Genomic DNA, 16,846 nt, shown 5'->3' with positions numbered 1-16,846 from the left:
GTTGTCCGGTCAACCACTCGGTGAGGCTGGAGATCCGGCCCGTGCGGGTGGGTCGTTGCGGGTGTCGTCGGTCGCGGAGAGGGGCGGGTCCTATGACCTCGGAGGCGTGGCTCGCCGTCCGGCTCGCCCCGGACCCCGGAGTGCCGTGTCCCGCGGGCCGGCCCGGCGTTCTCCGGCCGGCCCCCGTGACGCCGGCCGGAGGTCCGCCGGGCCCGGCCCGCGGAAACCGCCGCTCAGCCCATGCCGGGTCCGGCCGTGCCGGACAGTGCCTCCAGGTCGCTCTTGCGGACCCGGATGACGAACCACGCGGTGGCCACGGCGAGTACCGCCATCGCGGCAGCGGGGACGAAGGCCGTGGAGATGCCCTGCGCGAGCACCTCGTGCCCCCAGGGCGCGGGCAGCTGCTGCGTCCGCGCGAACTCCGCCTTCTGCTCGGCCGTCCCCTCGGCGAGGAAGGCCGGCACCTGCTTCTCCGCCTCGTCCCTGCTGGCCGTGCCGAACACCGTGGTCAGGAGGGCAAGGCCCACCGATCCGCCCACCTGCTGGGTGGCGTTCAGCAGGCCGGACGCCGCGCCGGCCTCGTGCTGGGCCACCCCGGAGACGGCCGTGAGGGTGAGCGTCACGAAGTTCAGGCCCATGCCGAAGCCGAAGACCAGCATCGGGCCGAGGATGCCCGTGACGTAGGAGCTGTCGGAGCTGATCAGTGTCTGCCAGGCCAGTCCGGTCGCGGCGAGCGCCGAGCCGGCGAGCATGAACGGCTTGGGGCCGAACACGGGCAGGAACCGCTGCGAGAGGCCCGCTCCGAGCGCGATCACGACCGTCACCGGCAGGAAGGCGAGACCCGCCTCGATCGGGGTGTACCCGAGCACGTTCTGCACGAAGAGGACGATGTAGAAGAACATGCCGAACATCGCCGCGGCCAGGCTGAGCATGATCACGTAGGTGCCCGCGCGGTTGCGGTCGGTGAACATGCGCAGCGGGGTGATCGGTTCCCTGGCCCGGGACTCGATCAGTGCGAAGGCGACCAGCAGGACCACGGCGGCCGTGAAGGAGGCGATGGTCAGGCCGTCGCGCCAGCCCTCCTCCGCGGCGCGGATGAAGCCGTAGACGAGGGAGGCCATACCGGCGGTGGAGGTCACCGCTCCGGCTATGTCGAAGCGGCCGGAGTGCCGCTCGGACTCGTTGATGTACATCGGCGTCAGGACGGCGATCAGCAGGCCGATCGGCACGTTGACGAAGAGCACCCACCGCCAGTCGAGCCACTCGGTGAGCATGCCGCCCGCGAGCAGTCCGATGGCGCCGCCGCCCGCGGAGACCGCGGCGAAGACGCCGAAGGCCCGATTGCGCTCGGGCCCTTCCGGGAACGTGGTGGTGATGAGCGCCAGCGACGTGGGCGAGGCGATGGCACCGCCCACGCCCTGGAGCACGCGCGCCGCCAGCAGCTGCCACGGCTCCTGGGCGAACCCGCCGAGCAGCGAGGCCAGGGTGAACAGCAGGATGCCGCTCATGAAGACCCGGCGGCGGCCGAGGATGTCGCCCGCACGGCCGCCCAGCAGGAGCAGACCGCCGAACGTCAGTGTGTAGGCGCTGACCACCCAGGTGAGGTCGGTGGTGCTGAACTCGAGAGCGTTCTGGATGTGCGGCAGCGCGATGTTCACAATCGTCGCGTCGAGTACCACCATGAGCTGGCAGGCCGCGATGACGGCGAGCGCGATGCCGGGGCGCCCGCCCCGGCGGGCCGCACCCGGCTTCCGGTCATGGATCAAAGGAGAGGTTGTCACTATGGGTCCCCCACGAAGGCTTCAGTGAACGCTCGCGTTCACTGTTGCGCCCACGGTAGAAGTCCCTGACAGTGAACGCAAGCGTTCACTCAAGGAGTTGTCGTCCGGCGTGTCCCCCTCAGTCGCCGCGCGGCGTGTTCTTCATCCCCGAATGCCCGTTTCCGCTGCTCGTTGGAGAGAGTCAGATGGTTACTTCGAGCTGGGCGGCGTCCCCTGCTCAGACGGCCGCTTCCCGTCGCCGAGGCGCCGTACTGGAACGCGCGATCCTCGATGCCGCCCTGGAACAGCTCAGCACGGTCGGCTGGAACGGCCTGACGATGGAAGGCGTCGCGTCCGCCGCCCAGACCGGCAAGGCCGCCGTCTACCGGCGCTGGCCGTCCAAGGAGGACCTGGTCGCCGACGCCCTGCGGGCCGGGCTGCCGCAGTTCGACGCGGTGCCGGACCACGGGAGCGTGCGCGAGGACCTGCTCGACCTGTGCCGACGGGCGCGCGACGCGATGTTCTCCCGCTCCGGGTTCGCGGTGCGCTCGGTCATTTACGAGTGCGACAGCACGCAGGCCGAGCGCTTCCACGCCGTCATCTTCGACGGGGTCGTGGAACCGACCATCAGAATGCTGCGCGAGGTGATCGAGCGCGGGATCGAGCGCGGGGAGGTGCGCGCGGACGCGGCCAACGGCTACGTCTTCGACGCGGTCCCGGCGATGATGATGTACCGGTCGAAGATGTGCGGCAGCGAACTGGCCGACATCGATCTGGAGGAGATGATCGACCAGTTGATGGTCCCGCTGCTGCGGCCCGCCGACGGCTGACCCGTCGGCCGGGCGCACCCCGGTCCTCACCGGGGACCGGGGTGTCGCACGCCGACGCGGGCGGCGTACGCTAAGGGCGCGATGCCGTACGAACCACCTACTCACACCGTCGAGCGCTCTCTCCGCGCCACGACCGGGGCGAAGATCATTGCGGGTGTCGACGAGGTGGGGCGCGGTGCCTGGGCCGGCCCCGTCACCGTCTGCGCCGCGGTCACCGGACTCCGCCGGCCCCCGCAGGGGCTCACCGACTCCAAGCTCCTCACCGTCAAGCGGCGCACCGAACTCGCGCAGACACTGCGGACCTGGGTCACCTCGTACGCGCTGGGTCACGCCTCCCCCGAGGAGATCGACCACCTGGGGATGACCGCTGCGCTGCGGCTGGCGGCGGTCCGCGCGCTGGACGCGCTGCCGGTCCGGCCCGACGCGGTGATCCTCGACGGCAAGCACGACTACCTCGGGTCGCCCTGGCGGGTCCGCACCGTCATCAAGGGCGACCAGTCGTGCGTGGCGGTCGCGGCCGCCTCCGTGATCGCCAAGGTTCAGCGCGACAAAATGATGGCCGAACTGGGCGCCGACCATGCAGACTTCGGTTTCGCGGACAACGCCGGGTATCCGTCACCCGTGCACAGGGCCGCACTGGAGGTCCGGGGCCCCACTCCGTACCACCGGTTGTCGTGGGCGTATCTTGATGCGCTGCCCCAGTGGCGGCACCTCAAGAAGGTCCGCAGCTGGGCCGACGGGCGCGTTCCGGAGATCGAGGGTCAGCTCGGCTTCGACTTCTGACCTGCCACTCGTACTCATGTGCCCACCCGGCGGCGCGTGTCGTACCAACGTTTGATAAAAATCAGCTCATGCCTCTCATTCCCGAGGAGCCTCAGATTCACGAGAGTGCCCAGGGTCCCCGCACCGCGTCGACCCCCCGCCCCGTACCCGGTCCCCGCCCCGCGGCTCCGCCGCGTCCCGGCCGTCCCGGTCCGCCACGGCCCGTTCCGCCGGCGCAGCGCGCGCCGCGCGACGCGGCCCCCGCGGCCAAGCCGGCCCCCACGGCGAAGCCGGCCCCCGCGGCCAAGCCGGCCCCGGCGGCCGAGTCCGTACCCACCCCGACCACCCCGCAGATCCAGTTGATCCCGGCCTCCGCCGAGGGGGCGCTCGACGCCGCCGAGGAAGCGGTGGACCTGCTGCTGGACTCGGGGCGTGCCCCCGGCGACGTCCTGGTGATCACCACCGGCGAGCAACACCCGTGGGCCACCCACGAACTGTCCTTCGGCGAAGCGTCCTACTGGGCCCAGCACGACTCCGGCGACGACGTCTTCTACGCGGACGTCGAGATCGCGAGCCGTGCGGGAGCGCGGCCGGTCGTCGTGGTCGCCGTCAACGGCGGTCCGGAGTCCGCGGCCGTCTCCGCCCTGTCGGCGGCGCACACCCGCGCCGGCGCCCTGCTGATCGTCTGCGGTGACCCGCAGCGGATCAACTCGATGCTGGGGACGGCTGCCTGATCCGGCGCCATCGCGGCCGCCCGGAGACCGGGCCGGTGGCGCGAGCGCCGCGCAGGCGGCGTTCGCACGGCCGGCGCCCCGGTGTGCCCGGGGCCGGCCGGTGCGGGCGGCCGACACCGCCTGCGCTCCCGCCCGTCGTCCGGCCCACGCCGTCCCGCCACCCGTCTCGCGCGCTCGCGCGGCTCCGGGCGTCCGGACGGCGCCCGCGCGACGTCGGCGGGCCGCCGCGCGGCGCAGCACCTCGCGTCAGCGGGCCGCCGCGCGGCGCAGCACCTCCGAGGCGGCACCGCCGGTGCGCGGAATCCGGGGCGGTGCCTCGGACATGGCGAACGGCTCCGGTGCCGAACCGGCGCTGGGATGGCGTCCGCCACGCCCTTCGCCGAGCACCTGCCAGCCGTCACGGGTCAGCGTGATGTAGGCCCCGCAGCGCAGCCCGTGCAACGTGCAGGCGTCCCGCAGCCCCCACATCCACGCGCCGTCCTCCTCGGTCCAACGCGCGTCGCCCTCACGGCAGTAGAGCAGCACGGCGGTGCGCACCGGGGTGCGGCGCCGCAGGTCGTGCGGGATGACCCGGCGCAACTGGGCCAGCAGCACGTTGCGGAGCATCCAGCCGTCCGCGGAGGTGGTGCGGCGGGTGAACGAGGCGCTCGCCCGCACGCGTTCGTCCGGATCCAGCACGGCGACGACCGCGGTGGCGGGACCCGGACGATGCCGGGCGTGCAGTCCGCTGACGACCTCGCGCGGACTGCGCAGCAGCGGGATTCCCGCGGCGGCCCACTCCGCAGGCTCGAGCACACGGGTGGCGGAAGCGGCGGGCGTCGACAGCGATGCCGCCGAGGACGGAGCGAATCCGAAGGTCACGGTCCTCCCTTCGGCTACGCCCGGACTGCGGGCGGGGACGGATTGGGGGAGCGCGCACGCAACAGAGCCCTACCTGATCGGCGGGCGAGCCGTGCGGGTGCGTACGTCAATTCTTCCTGTCGAACTTGGATGCGGCAACGAGCAATTGGGGCAGGGGACCGGTATCGGGTGTTCCACGGTTAATATCCCCACCCGCGGGGTGCCCCGAACCGTCAGCCCTGTACGGCCAGCACCAGCGGCAGTACAGCCTGTGCACCGGCACGCCGGAGCAGCCGCGCCGTGACCGCGAGGGTCCAGCCCGTCTCCGTGTAGTCGTCGACGAGAAGGACCGGTCCCTGGGCCCGTGCGAGCGCGTCCGCCAGGTCGTCGGGCACGGTGAGCGCTCCGTCGAGGGCCTTGAGGCGCTGGGCGCTGTTGCTCCGCGAGGCGGGGTGCGCCTCGTCCGTGTACGCCACCGATCCCAGCAGCGGCAGTCGGCCGATCTCCGCGATGCGCGCACCCAGAGAGTGGATCAGCCGGGGCCGGCTGCGCGAGGCGAGGGTCACCACCCCCACCGGCCGGGGCCGGGCGTCCGCCGCTCCCGCCGCCCACCCGCCGGGGCCCTTGGCCCAGTCGGCCAGCACCCCGACCACGGCCCGGGCGACGTCGTCCGGCACCGGCCCGTCCGGCGCCTGCGGCGCGAACATCGGCCGCAGCCGGTTGCCCCAGCCGATGTCGGACAGCCGGCCCAGCGCCCTGCCCTGCGCGGCCTGTTCCCCGGCCGGGATGCGGCCCTTGAGGTCCATGCCGATCGCCGGGAGCCCGGTGGGCCACATCCGCCGGGGCTCCACCTCGACGCCCGCCCGGCCCAGGTCCACACGGGCCGCCGCCAACGCCGCCTCGGACGCGTCGGCGGTGTAGCGGGCGCCCGCGCAGTTGTCGCAGCGCCCGCAGGGCTTGGCGCCCTCGTCGTCCAGCTGGCGCTGCAGGAACTCCATCCGGCATTCCGTGGTCGCCGCGTACTCGCGCATCGCCTGCTGTTCGGCCTTGCGCTGACGGGCCACCCACGCGTAGCGCTCCGCGTCGTACGTCCACGGCTGCCCGGTGGCGGTCCAGCCGCCCTTGACGCGCTTCACCGCCCCGTCCACGTCGAGCACCTTGAGCATGGTCTCCAGCCGCGAGCGGCGCAGTTCGACCAGCGGCTCGAGGGCCGGCAGGGAGACGGGCCGGTCCGCTCCCGCGAGGACGTCGAGCGTGCGGCGCACGAGGTCCTCCGAGGGGAAGGCGAGCGACGCGAAGTAGTCCCAGATGGCCTCGTCCTCCTTCCCGGGGAGGAGCAGCACCTCGGCGTGCCGTACACCGCGGCCGGCGCGGCCCACCTGCTGGTAGTAGGAGATGGGAGAGGACGGCGAGCCGAGGTGGACCACGAAGCCCAGGTCGGGCTTGTCGAAGCCCATCCCGAGTGCCGAGGTGGCCACCAGGGCCTTCACCTTGTTGGCCAGCAGGTCCTCCTCGGCCTGCTGCCGGTCCGCGTTCTCCGTGCGGCCGGTGTACGAGGCGACGGTGTGACCGCGCTGCCGCAGGAAGGCGGTCACCTCCTCGGCGGCGGCCACGGTGAGCGTGTAGACGATTCCCGAGCCCGGGAGGTCGTCCAGGTGGTCGGCGAGCCAGGCCATCCGGTGGGCGGCGTCCGGCAGGGACAGCACGCTCAGGCTCAGGCTCTCCCGGTCCAGCGGGCCGCGCAGCACCAGCGCGTCCGAGGAGCCGCCCGTGCCGAGCTGCTCGGCGACGTCGGCGGTGACGCGCGCGTTGGCGGTGGCGGTGGTGGCGAGCACGGGCACGCCCCCGGGAAGGTCGGTGAGCATGGTGCGCAGCCGGCGGTAGTCCGGGCGGAAGTCGTGTCCCCAGTCCGAGATGCAGTGCGCCTCGTCGACCACGAGGAGTCCGGTCGCCGCGGAGAGCCGTGGCAGGACCTGGTCGCGGAAGTCCGGGTTGTTCAGCCGCTCCGGACTGACCAGCAGCACGTCGACGTCGCCCGCGGCGATCTCCTCCTGGATGGCGTCCCACTCCTCGCTGTTGGAGGAGTTGATGGTCCGGGCGCGGATGCCGGCGCGGGCCGCGGCCTCCACCTGGTTGCGCATGAGCGCCAGGAGCGGGGAGACGATCACGGTGGGGCCGCTGCCTCGCGCCCGCAGCAGCGAGGTGGCCACGAAGTAGACGGCGGACTTGCCCCATCCGGTGCGCTGCACGACCAGGGCTCTGCGCTTGTCGGCGACCAGCGCCTCGATGGCCCGCCACTGGTCCTCGCGCAGCCGGGCCTCGCCCGAGGCGTCCCCGACGAGACGGGCGAGGACCGCGTCGGCGTCGGCCCGGAGATCCGCGTTGTTCGTGTGCTCCATGGGTCCCATACAACAGGACGGCACCGACATCCGGCCCGTCGCGTTGTGGACGCGGGCGGCCGGCCGCGCCCGGGCGGGGCCGAGCGGGCATGAGTGGCATGTCCCTGATGCGAGTTATCCACAGGGAGAACCGGAATGCGGGGATTCGCGAGATCGTCCAGGCATGACGAACGAGAGCGGGACGACCGGTTCCCCCGAAGACAGCGACATCTCCGAGCGCGACGGGTGCGGGCGGGACCGCACACCGTTCCCGGACGACCTCGCCCGCACCGCGTACGACAGCCACGGCGGCGAGCAGCAGGTCACCCTGCGCACTCCCGCGGAACTCGCCGACGCCCTGCCCTACCTCCTCGGCCACCGGCCCGAGGACAGCATCGTGCTCGTCGCCCTGCACGACAAGGACGGCCGCGGCCGGTTCGGCGGCCGTGCCCGGCTCGGCATCCCCGCCGGCGCGGACGACTGGCCCTCCGCGGCTCGACAGTTGGCGCACGGCCTGGTGGCGGGCAGCGAGCGCAGGGGCGCCCGGCCGGAACAGATGGTCGTCTTCCTCTGTCAGGAGCCGGGTCCTGGCGAAACCGGCCGGCGGGTCAAGGAACGACTGGGTCCGCTGGCGCACGCCCTCCGCCTGGAGTGCGGTGCCCTGGACATCCCGGTGGTGGAGGCCCTGTGCGTCTCGGGCGGCCGCTTCTGGTCGTACTGCTGCGACGACGAGGGCTGCTGCCCGGCCGAGGGGACGCCGATGGGGCTGCCCGGCACCTCGGTGCTGGCCGCCGCCGCGGCGTACGCCGGACTCCAGATCCGCGGTTCGCTGCGCGAACTGCGCGCCCGGTTCCTTCCCCGGCAGAACTCCACCGTGCTCGCACAGCAGAAGGCGCTGGACGACGCCGGCATGGAGCTGGTGCCCCGGATCCTCGACGCCGCGGGCCGCTCCGAGGTGGCCGGCAAGGCGCTGAGCCTGGCCGAGCGGGTCATGGCCCGCCTCGCCGGCGCCCCGCCGGCGTCCGACGCCCTTGCGGCGGACCGGCGCGACGACGACCTGCTCGGGCACGACGAGGCGGCCACGCTGATCCTCGGCCTCCAGGACCGGACGACCCGCGACCGCGCGGCGGAGTGGATGGAGGGCGCCGAGGCGGGACCCGCCCTGCGCCTGTGGCGTGCCCTGGCCCGCCGCTGCGTCGGACCGTACGGCGAACACGCCGCCGCACCCCTCACGCTCGCCGGGTGGGTCGCCTGGTCCACCGGTGACGAGCTGGAGGCCCGGGAGGCGTTCGCCATGGCCCTCGGCGCCGACCCCGACTACCTCTTCGCCCGGCTGCTGCACCAGGCGTGCAACGAGGGCCTCGACCCGGAGACGGTCCGCCGCTGCCTGCGCACCGAACGGGAGGACCGCGGGCAGGCGACGCCCGGGGAGCCCGCCGGGCCACCGACGGGCCCGGCCCCGGGGGACGGTCACGCACCCCTGACCGACCGGCCGGCGGGCCCCCCGGCGGAGGACGGCCCCGGACCTCTGGCCGACCGCCCGGCGGGCCCCGCCCCGGGGGACGGCCGCGGATCCCTGACCGCCGCGCCCGCGGTGCCCCGTCCCGGCACGCCTCCCCCGCCCCGCCGGCACCGCGCACGCGTGTCCGGAGCGGGCGGCGGGTCACCGCGGCGGACGCGTGCGGAGGGCGGCGGGCCGGGCGCCCGGCTGCCGCGCCCGCGGGCGTCGGCGGCGAGTACGCACCCCGGCCGGGGTGCGGCGGGCGGCGCACGCCGAGGCGTCGCGGGCACGCCCGGACCGGGATCCGACGACGCGCGGACCGGCCGCCCGGGCAGTGACGCAAGGGAGTGAGACCGGGGACGGACCGCCCCGGCCGCCGTCGGCCGCCCGCTCCGGCCGCCCCGCACGAGGGGCGGCCGCGCCCGGCCCTGCCCGGACCCGCGCGGACCGGCCCGGACGCGGGCGGCGTCCTCGGCCCTGTGACCTGCGCTCGCCCACCGGCACCGGGCAGCGGGGAGGCGGGGGAGGGGCGGCTGCGAGCCGGGGGCGCGAGCCGGTCCGGAACGAAGTGGATCAGCCATCGATACGACCGGCGAAGGGAGTGTTTATCGTCAGGGAGACGACTATGATCGCGGCATGCCCTACGACCCGTCAGCCTTTCCGCCCTTCGCCGTCACCGTGGACCTGGTCGTGCTGACCGTGCGCCGGCACTCCCTGTGCGCGCTGGCGGTACGCAGGGGCGAGTCGCCGTTCCAGGGGCGCTGGGCGCTCCCCGGCGGTTTCGTGCGGGCCGACGAGGACCTGGCGCAGGCGGCCGCCCGCGAGCTGGCCGAGGAGACCGGACTGAGCGTGCACGACCCGGCCGCCCCCGCCCAGGACAACGGCGCCCACCTGGAACAGCTCGCCACCTACGGCGATCCCGGCCGGGACCCCCGGATGCGCGTCGTCAGCGTGGCGCACCTCGCCCTGGCTCCCGACCTGCCCGCACCCCGGGCCGGCGGTGACGCCAGCAACGCGCGCTGGGCGCCCGTGGAGGAGCTGCTGCGGCAGGACGACTACGGCAGGGACGGCGAGCCGGTGGCGCCGCTCGCCTTCGACCACGCCCGGATCCTGTCGGACGGGGTGGAGCGCGCCCGCTCCAAGATCGAGTACTCCTCGCTGGCGACGGCGTTCTGCCCGCCGGAGTTCACCGTCGGAGAGCTGCGCCGGGTTTACGAGGCGGTCTGGGGCGTGGCGCTCGATCCGCGCAACTTCCACCGCAAGGTGACGGGCACGCCCGGCTTCCTGGTCCCTACCGGCGGCACCACCACCCGGCAGGGCGGCCGCCCCGCCCAGCTCTTCCGGGCCGGCGGGGCCACCCTGCTCAACCCCCCAATGCTGCGCCCCGAGGTCTGACCCCGGAACCGTCCGGCGCCGCGGGGCGATCGGCCAACGGGCCGGTGAGCGCGTACTCCTCCGTCCGCGGTGAGCCGCGCGATGCCCGAAAAACCCCATATGGCACGCTATCTTGCATCGGGTGATCCAGGCCATCGGACTGACCAGCAGCCCCCGCAGGGAGCTTCCGCCCGCCGTCGACGACGTCTCCTTCGAGGCGCACGCGGGCCGCGTCACCGCACTGCTCGGAGCACCGGGAGCCGGCAAGACGGCGGTGCTCGGGCTCATGCTCGAACTTCAACGCGGCCGTGGCATCACCTACTTCAGAGGCCGCCCCCTGCACCGCATCCCCCACCCCGCGCACGAGGTCGGCGTACTGCTGGGCGACGTCCCGGGACACCCCGCGCGCACCGTACGCGGGCATCTGCGCATGCTCTGCGCCGCTTCGGGCCTACCGGGGCGCCGCGCCGACGAAGTACTCGAAGCCGTGGGGCTGGTGAGCCTGCGCGACGAACGACTCGGCACCCTGTCGCGCGGCATGGACCGCCGCCTGGGGCTCGCCTGCGCGCTGCTGCCGGACCCGCACACGCTCGTGCTGGACGACCCGGCGCGCGGACTGTCCGCGGGCGAGGGGCGCTGGCTGCACGGCATGCTCCGGGCGCACGCGGACCACGGGGGCACCGTGCTGTGCACGACGACGGACCCGAAGGAGACCGCGCGGACCGCGGACCACGTGGTGACCTTGGAGGGCGGGAAGGTCGTCGCCGACCAGCAGGCCGCGGAGTTCTCACGCACCCGGCTGCGCCCCCGCGTCGCCGTCCGCAGCCCGCACGCCGCGCGCCTGTCCGTGCTGCTCGCCCAGGAGGCCCGCTCCGCGCAGCGGTCCGTCGAGGTGGTGCGGGAGGGCGGCAACCGCCTGTGCGTCTACGGCAGTACCTGCGCGGAGGTCGGCGAGACCGCGTTCCGCAACGGCATCGTCGTCCACCGACTCGCGGACGAGGTGGGCGACATGGGGCCCGGCGCCGGTGCGGCGGAGGGGGCGGGGGACGGCCCGGGGCCCGCGGCGGACGACCGGCGGCCGGCCCCCGGCGGGCGGGCCACCGTCGCCTCCCTCACGCCCGTGCCCGGTGACCGGGACCTCCAAGAGAAGGCCGGCGCCGAGGACGCGGGGGAGGAAGCCCGGCGCGGATGGCGGCGGGCCGGCCGCGCTCCTCGCGGCGACCGGGCGCACCCCGCCGGGGAGCAGCTGCCGCCTCCCATCTCGGTCCGTCCCGCACCCCGGCCGCTGCGCCCCGTCCGCTACGAGATCCGCCGTGCCACCGGTGTCGGCACGGGCTTCCTCGTCGCGGCCGGCGTGCTCGTCGTGTCCGCCCTCACCGCCGTGCTGCTGGCGCGCGTCGGGCACACCCCGCAGCCGCGGCTGCTGGCCGCCTGGCCGGCTCAGCTGCCGCTGCCGCCCGCCGCCCTCGGCGCGGGACTGCTCGGCGCCCTGTCCTTCGGCGACGAGTTCCGCCACCCCGCGCTGGCGGCGGACCGCGGCACCGTGCCCCGCAGACTGGGGCTGCTGACCGCGAAACTCCTCGTCGCCTCGGCCACCGCCGTGGTGCTGGCGGTCCTGACCGTCGGCTGCGACGCCGAGCTGCTCTACCTCGTCTACGGACCCGAGCTGGTGGAGATCCCCGCCGACTGGCTGCCGCTGAGCGCCGGTTGGCTCGCCCTGGTGACGGGGTGCGCCTGCGCCGGCGTACTGGCCGCGGGCGTCTTCCGGTCCACCTCCGCCGGCGTCGCCGCGGTCGTCGCCGTGCCCCTCCTCGTCGTGCCCCTCGTGCACAAGGTGCTGGACCGGCCGTCGGGGCGCACCCCCGCCCCGTTCTCCGAGCGGTTGCGGGAAGGGCTGCCGCTGCGGTGGCCGTTCGGCGGCGAGCGCCACCTCGACGCGGTACTGCGGCTGGTCGCCCAACCCGTGGGTGGGGCGCTGACGTTGTCGCTGGCCGTGCTGCTCTGCGCGTACCTGCTCACCGGCCTGCGGAGCAGGGTCCGATGACGACCGTCTAAGAACACATCGGGCTGTCTCTGCTCACAACTCCCCACCGGATGCGCGTTTCTTTCCGATAAGGCGTCAAGTGCGACGGGGTGAGCGATCACCCTTTCGTGTGCTTTTCACCAAAGACCTCAAGGGAGTTGGAAACGGCGCCGACAAAGGATGCGTGAGTACCCTTGCGCACACCATGATGACCGCCGCCCGCTCCGCCGACTCCGGCCTCGCGAACCCGGGCGAACTCGACCGCTACCCGTATGGCGAGGCCCCCGCCCCCGACCGCGCCGGGGCCCCTGTCTGGGACGGCGCGGACCCGGAGCTCGGCCGTGTGGGCCGCCGCGCCGCGGGCAGCCGCGGGCGTGGGCTGCACGGCCAACTCGTCCAGCAACTGGGGCAGATGATCGTTTCCGGGGACCTCGGAGCCGACCGCCCGCTGGTTCCCGAGGAGATCGGCCAGCGCTTCGAGGTCTCCCGCACCGTCGTCCGCGAATCGCTCCGCGTCCTGGAGGCCAAGGGCCTGGTCAGCGCCCGGCCCAACGTCGGTACGCGGGTGCGCCCCGTCAGCGACTGGAACCTCCTCGATCCGGACATCATCGAATGGCGGGCCTTCGGGCCCCAGCGCGACGACCAGCGCCGTGAGCTCGGCGAGCTGCGCTGGACGATCGAGCCGCTCGCCGCGCGCCTGGCGGCCGGTCACGGGCGGGAGGACGTCCAGCAGCGCCTGTCCGACATGATGGAGATCATGGGCCACGCGCTGGGGCAGGGGGACGGGCTGACGTTCGCCCGTGCCGACGCGGAGTTCCACTCCCTGCTCATCCAGGTCGCGGGCAACCGGATGCTGGAGCACCTCTCCGGCATCGTGTCCGCCGCGCTCCAGGTCTCGGGCAGCCCGGTCACGGGCTGTGAGCGACCGACCGAGGCCTCGCTGGCGCACCACGCCCGGATCCTCGACGCCCTCGCCGGCGGCGACGGCGCCGCTGCCGAGGCGGCCATGCGGCAGCTCCTCACCGTCCACCCGGAGGTGGAACGCGTGGTGCCCGCTCCGCGCGAGCACTGACCGCGTTCCGCGGACGGCGCGGTGCGGGCCTGCCATCCCCCTCCTGTGGCGAGCGCCCCACCGGTGAGCCGTCCTCCCGCCGGACCCTGTGGGATCGTCGACCGATCCCACAGGGTCCGACGCAGAGAAGGGCGGGCGCGGACCCGACGAGACGACCCCCTCGCCCCCGGGTGAACACATTTGTCCTTGTGTGCTGCTTTTTGATCGCGTACGGGGTGTGACTCGGGCCACGCGGATTGGGCGTAACGCTCCCGGGGGGAACGCGATGACCTAAGAGGTGACAGCCGCGGAGGGAATACGGACGCCAGACATGGCGCTGTGCATCTTCCCGGCCCCCGCCCGCGCCGTCGGCCCATCCCCAAGCCGGCGGTCGGCCCCTGTCCACTGTGGACGGGGCCGGAAGCCGTTTATCAACGTTCCGAGAGGTTGTTCGTGTCGGCCAGCACATCCCGTACGCTCCCGCCGGAGATCGCCGAGTCCGTCTCTGTCATGGCTCTCATTGAGCGGGGAAAGGCTGAGGGGCAGATCGCCGGCGATGACGTGCGTCGGGCCTTCGAAGCTGACCAGATTCCGGCCACTCAGTGGAAGAACGTACTGCGCAGCCTCAACCAGATCCTCGAGGAAGAGGGTGTGACGCTGATGGTCAGTGCCGCAGAGCCCAAGCGCACCCGCAAGAGCGTCGCAGCGAAGAGTCCCGCCAAGCGCACCGCCACCAAGACGGTCGCGGCCAAGACGGCGACCACCCGCAAGACCACCGCCTCCGCCACGCCGGCGGCGCCCGCCGCCGACCCCGCCGAGGCGGAGGAGGAGGCGCCCGCCAGGAAGGCGGCCGCCAAGAAGACCACGGCCAAGAAGACGGCCGCCAAGAAGACCACGGCCAAGAAGACGGCCGCGAAGAAGACCACGGCGAAGAAGGACGACGACGCGCCGGCCGACGACGAGGTCATCGAGGAGACCAAGGCGGCGGACGAGCCCGAGGGCACCGAGAACGCCGGTTTCGTCCTCTCCGACGAGGACGAGGACGACGCGCCGGCCCAGCAGGTCGCCGCCGCCGGCGCCACCGCCGACCCGGTCAAGGACTACCTCAAGCAGATCGGCAAGGTCCCCCTGCTCAACGCCGAGCAGGAGGTCGAGCTCGCCAAGCGCATCGAGGCGGGTCTGTTCGCCGAGGACAAGCTGGCGAACGCCGACAAGCTCGCCCCGAAGCTCAAGCGCGAGCTGGAGATCATCGCCGAGGACGGCCGCCGCGCCAAGAACCACCTGCTGGAGGCCAACCTCCGTCTGGTGGTCTCCCTGGCCAAGCGCTACACCGGCCGCGGCATGCTCTTCCTGGACCTCATCCAGGAGGGCAACCTGGGTCTGATCCGCGCGGTGGAGAAGTTCGACTACACCAAGGGCTACAAGTTCTCCACGTACGCGACCTGGTGGATCCGCCAGGCGATCACCCGCGCGATGGCCGACCAGGCCCGCACCATCCGCATCCCGGTGCACATGGTCGAGGTCATCAACAAGCTCGCGCGCGTGCAGCGCCAGATGCTCCAGGACCTGGGCCGCGAGCCCACCCCGGAGGAGCTGGCCAAGGAGCTCGACATGACCCCCGAGAAGGTCATCGAGGTCCAGAAGTACGGCCGCGAGCCCATCTCCCTGCACACCCCGCTGGGCGAGGACGGCGACAGCGAGTTCGGTGACCTCATCGAGGACTCCGAGGCGGTCGTGCCGGCCGACGCGGTCAGCTTCACGCTGCTGCAGGAGCAGCTCCACTCGGTCCTCGACACCCTGTCCGAGCGCGAGGCGGGCGTCGTCTCCATGCGCTTCGGTCTCACCGACGGTCAGCCGAAGACCCTCGACGAGATCGGCAAGGTGTACGGGGTCACCCGTGAGCGCATCCGCCAGATCGAGTCCAAGACGATGTCGAAGCTGCGGCACCCCTCGCGCTCCCAGGTGCTGCGCGACTACCTCGACTAGTCCCGGCCGCCACGGCACACCGCCGTCGCGCACGTCCGCCGAGGCCCGGCTCCCGAGACGGGAGCCGGGCCTCGGCGCTGCCGCGCGGGTGCGCGCCTCAGCACGGTCGATCACTCTGGGTGCTTCAGGATCACCCCAGTGTGAGGAGCGCGTATGCGACGTCGTCTTGCTCGGGCCCTGGCCCGGCCGCTGGCCCTCGCGGCCGTGGGGACCGTCATACCGCTGGCCTCGGCCGTCCCGGCGGCCGCCGACAGCATCGTCGTCGGCGGCTACCCTGTCGACGTCTCGGCGAGTCCGTGGACGGTGGCACTGTCCAGCCGTGACCGGTTCGGAGGTACGCGAGCGGGGCAGTTCTGCGGGGGAGTGGCGGTCGGCCGGACCACCGTGCTCACCGCGGCCCACTGCATGGACCAGGAGGTGCTGGGGGCGCCGCCGGAGCGGGTGCCCGACCTCAGAGTGATCTCGGGGCGTACGGAGCTGCTCGCGGAGAGCGGTCAGGAGATCGCCGTACGCGACGCCTGGGTGAACCCCGGCTACGACGGCGCCACCAATTCCGGCGACTTCGCCGTGCTCAGCCTGGCCGAGCCGCTGCCGCCGGGCTCGGTCATAGCCATGGCCGGGGCGGGGGACCCGGCCTACCGCGCCGGTACACCGGCCACGGTCTACGGCTGGGGGGACACCACGGGGTCCGGCGCCTACGCCGGCCGTCTGCACGCGGCCCGCGTGCGGGTACAGCCGGACGCGCAGTGCGAGCGGGCATATCCGGGCGGTGCCGAGGGCACCTACCGCGCCGAGACGATGCTGTGCGCGGGAGAGGTGGCCGGGGGCCGCGACGCCTGCCAGGGGGACAGCGGCGGGCCGCTGGTCGCCGAGGGGCGGCTGATAGGGCTCGTGTCCTGGGGGGCCGGCTGCGGCTGGGCGGGCAGCCCGGGGGTCTACACGCGCGTCTCAGAGGTCCTGCGTGCCCTCGGGTGGCCACAGGGCCGGAAGGCGGCAGCAGGGGCGTCCGACGGGCTCTGAGCGGCCCTGGGCACCGCCGGGAACGCGAGACGGGCGACCGTCCTCCGTAGCGGAGGCGGTCGCCCGTTCGCCGGCCTGTGCCAGTTAGCTCGTCGTCGGACGCGAGGTGTCAGCGCTCTTCGTCGGGAGTGCTCGCCGGAGCGGTCAGCCGCTCCGTCTCGTCCTGTATCTCGGCGGCGATCTTCTTGAGTTCCGGCTCGAACTTGCGGCCGTGGTGGGCGCAGAAGAGCAGTTCTCCGCCGCTCAGCAGGACGACGCGCAGGTATGCCTGGGCGCCGCAGCGGTCGCAGCGATCGGCGGCCGTCAGTGGGCTCGCGGGGGTCAGAACAGTAGTCACGTCGCCTCTTCTCTAGCTCGACGAGCTGTCGTACCAGGGTCAACATCCAACCAGCCCCAAAACGTTCCCGCTCGTGGCTTTTCCTCGAAAAATCTTTTCCGAGGCGGCCGGCTGCTGCCGGTTGGCGGCGAATGTGCCGTAGTGCGTGTCTCTGTGTCGTACGGATTCGCGTTCGTATCGGTGGTCGGCCCTCCCGGCTGGCTTGCCGGTGTTCATGAGGACGTGCCCGGAGCCTAAATGGTTCATGCCT

13 protein-coding genes are annotated in these 16,846 nt (G+C 73.3%); 9 read left to right on the top strand and 4 right to left on the bottom strand.

The genetic code is table 11. From position 1 onward, the window contains the following. Nucleotides 1-233: 233 nt before the first annotated feature. Complete coding sequence (locus IE118_RS13495) at nt 234-1,781, bottom strand: MFS transporter (protein ID WP_189558053.1); 1,548 nt, start codon at nt 1,779-1,781, stop codon at nt 234-236. Nucleotides 1,782-1,966: 185 nt separating this feature from the next. Here IE118_RS13495 and IE118_RS13490 point away from each other — a divergent pair, with 185 nt between their 5' ends. The 3 genes from IE118_RS13490 to IE118_RS13480 all read left to right on the top strand — a co-directional run bounded on the left by IE118_RS13490 (nt 1,967) and on the right by IE118_RS13480 (nt 4,086). Continuing rightward, on the top strand, nt 1,967-2,590 hold the full coding sequence (locus tag IE118_RS13490) for a TetR/AcrR family transcriptional regulator (protein ID WP_189558052.1): 624 nt from the start codon (nt 1,967-1,969) through the stop codon (nt 2,588-2,590). Between the two features lie 81 nt (nt 2,591-2,671). Further along, the gene (gene rnhB / locus IE118_RS13485) at nt 2,672-3,373 is read left to right on the top strand and encodes a ribonuclease HII (protein WP_189558051.1); all 702 of its coding nucleotides are present in this window, start codon (nt 2,672-2,674) and stop codon (nt 3,371-3,373) included. Nucleotides 3,374-3,441: 68 nt separating this feature from the next. Continuing rightward, nucleotides 3,442-4,086, top strand: a complete 645-nt coding sequence (locus tag IE118_RS13480) for a hypothetical protein (RefSeq protein WP_189558050.1) — start codon at nt 3,442-3,444, stop codon at nt 4,084-4,086. Between the two features lie 246 nt (nt 4,087-4,332). Here IE118_RS13480 and IE118_RS13475 read toward each other — a convergent pair whose 3' ends face one another. Together IE118_RS13475 and IE118_RS13470 are read right to left on the bottom strand one after the other, a co-directional pair. Next, the gene (locus IE118_RS13475) at nt 4,333-4,947 is read right to left on the bottom strand and encodes a hypothetical protein (RefSeq protein WP_189558049.1); all 615 of its coding nucleotides are present in this window, start codon (nt 4,945-4,947) and stop codon (nt 4,333-4,335) included. A 212-nt stretch (nt 4,948-5,159) separates the two neighbouring features. Next, nucleotides 5,160-7,325: a RecQ family ATP-dependent DNA helicase gene (locus IE118_RS13470; RefSeq protein ID WP_189558048.1), complete on the bottom strand. Its 2,166-nt coding sequence runs from the start codon at nt 7,323-7,325 to the stop codon at nt 5,160-5,162. Nucleotides 7,326-7,488: 163 nt separating this feature from the next. Between IE118_RS13470 and IE118_RS13465 the strand changes: the two genes are divergently transcribed. From IE118_RS13465 to IE118_RS13440, 6 genes are all read left to right on the top strand, one after another. Then, nucleotides 7,489-9,156: a DUF4192 domain-containing protein gene (locus IE118_RS13465; RefSeq protein ID WP_189558047.1), complete on the top strand. Its 1,668-nt coding sequence runs from the start codon at nt 7,489-7,491 to the stop codon at nt 9,154-9,156. Between the two features lie 285 nt (nt 9,157-9,441). After that, nucleotides 9,442-10,200 carry an NUDIX hydrolase gene (locus IE118_RS13460; RefSeq protein WP_189558046.1) on the top strand — a complete coding sequence of 253 codons (759 nt, stop codon included), beginning with the start codon at nt 9,442-9,444 and terminating at the stop codon, nt 10,198-10,200. A gap of 121 nt (nt 10,201-10,321) precedes the next feature. Then, nucleotides 10,322-12,223, top strand: a complete 1,902-nt coding sequence (locus IE118_RS13455; protein WP_189558045.1) for an ABC transporter ATP-binding protein — start codon at nt 10,322-10,324, stop codon at nt 12,221-12,223. Nucleotides 12,224-12,386: 163 nt separating this feature from the next. Further along, complete coding sequence (locus tag IE118_RS13450; RefSeq protein WP_189558044.1) at nt 12,387-13,274, top strand: FadR/GntR family transcriptional regulator; 888 nt, start codon at nt 12,387-12,389, stop codon at nt 13,272-13,274. Nucleotides 13,275-13,706: 432 nt separating this feature from the next. Continuing rightward, a complete protein-coding gene (locus IE118_RS13445) occupies nt 13,707-15,239 on the top strand; it encodes an RNA polymerase sigma factor (RefSeq protein ID WP_229846792.1) in 1,533 nt (510 codons plus the stop codon). Nucleotides 15,240-15,392: 153 nt separating this feature from the next. After that, a complete protein-coding gene (locus IE118_RS13440; protein ID WP_189558043.1) occupies nt 15,393-16,259 on the top strand; it encodes a S1 family peptidase in 867 nt (288 codons plus the stop codon). Between the two features lie 109 nt (nt 16,260-16,368). Here the strand turns inward: IE118_RS13440 and IE118_RS13435 are convergent, their stop codons facing one another. Continuing rightward, complete coding sequence (locus IE118_RS13435; RefSeq protein ID WP_189558042.1) at nt 16,369-16,596, bottom strand: DUF7455 domain-containing protein; 228 nt, start codon at nt 16,594-16,596, stop codon at nt 16,369-16,371. Nucleotides 16,597-16,846: the final 250 nt, after the last annotated feature.

The organism is Streptomyces pilosus, assembly GCF_014649835.1.
GTDB classification, from domain to species: Bacteria; Actinomycetota; Actinomycetes; order Streptomycetales; family Streptomycetaceae; genus Streptomyces; species Streptomyces pilosus.
The sequence above is the reverse complement of the archived record's forward strand: the minus strand, read 5'-3'. Positions and strand labels throughout refer to the sequence as shown.

Coding starts and splice junctions, on each gene's coding strand:
- IE118_RS13480 (WP_189558050.1), top strand. CDS start 3,442: ATGCCTCTCATTCCCGAGGAGCCTCAGATTCACGAGAGTGCCCAGGGT.
- IE118_RS13490 (WP_189558052.1), top strand. CDS start 1,967: ATGGTTACTTCGAGCTGGGCGGCGTCCCCTGCTCAGACGGCCGCTTCC.
- IE118_RS13465 (WP_189558047.1), top strand. CDS start 7,489: ATGACGAACGAGAGCGGGACGACCGGTTCCCCCGAAGACAGCGACATC.
- IE118_RS13470 (WP_189558048.1), bottom strand. CDS start 7,325: ATGGAGCACACGAACAACGCGGATCTCCGGGCCGACGCCGACGCGGTC.
- IE118_RS13440 (WP_189558043.1), top strand. CDS start 15,393: ATGCGACGTCGTCTTGCTCGGGCCCTGGCCCGGCCGCTGGCCCTCGCG.
- IE118_RS13460 (WP_189558046.1), top strand. CDS start 9,442: ATGCCCTACGACCCGTCAGCCTTTCCGCCCTTCGCCGTCACCGTGGAC.
- rnhB (WP_189558051.1), top strand. CDS start 2,672: ATGCCGTACGAACCACCTACTCACACCGTCGAGCGCTCTCTCCGCGCC.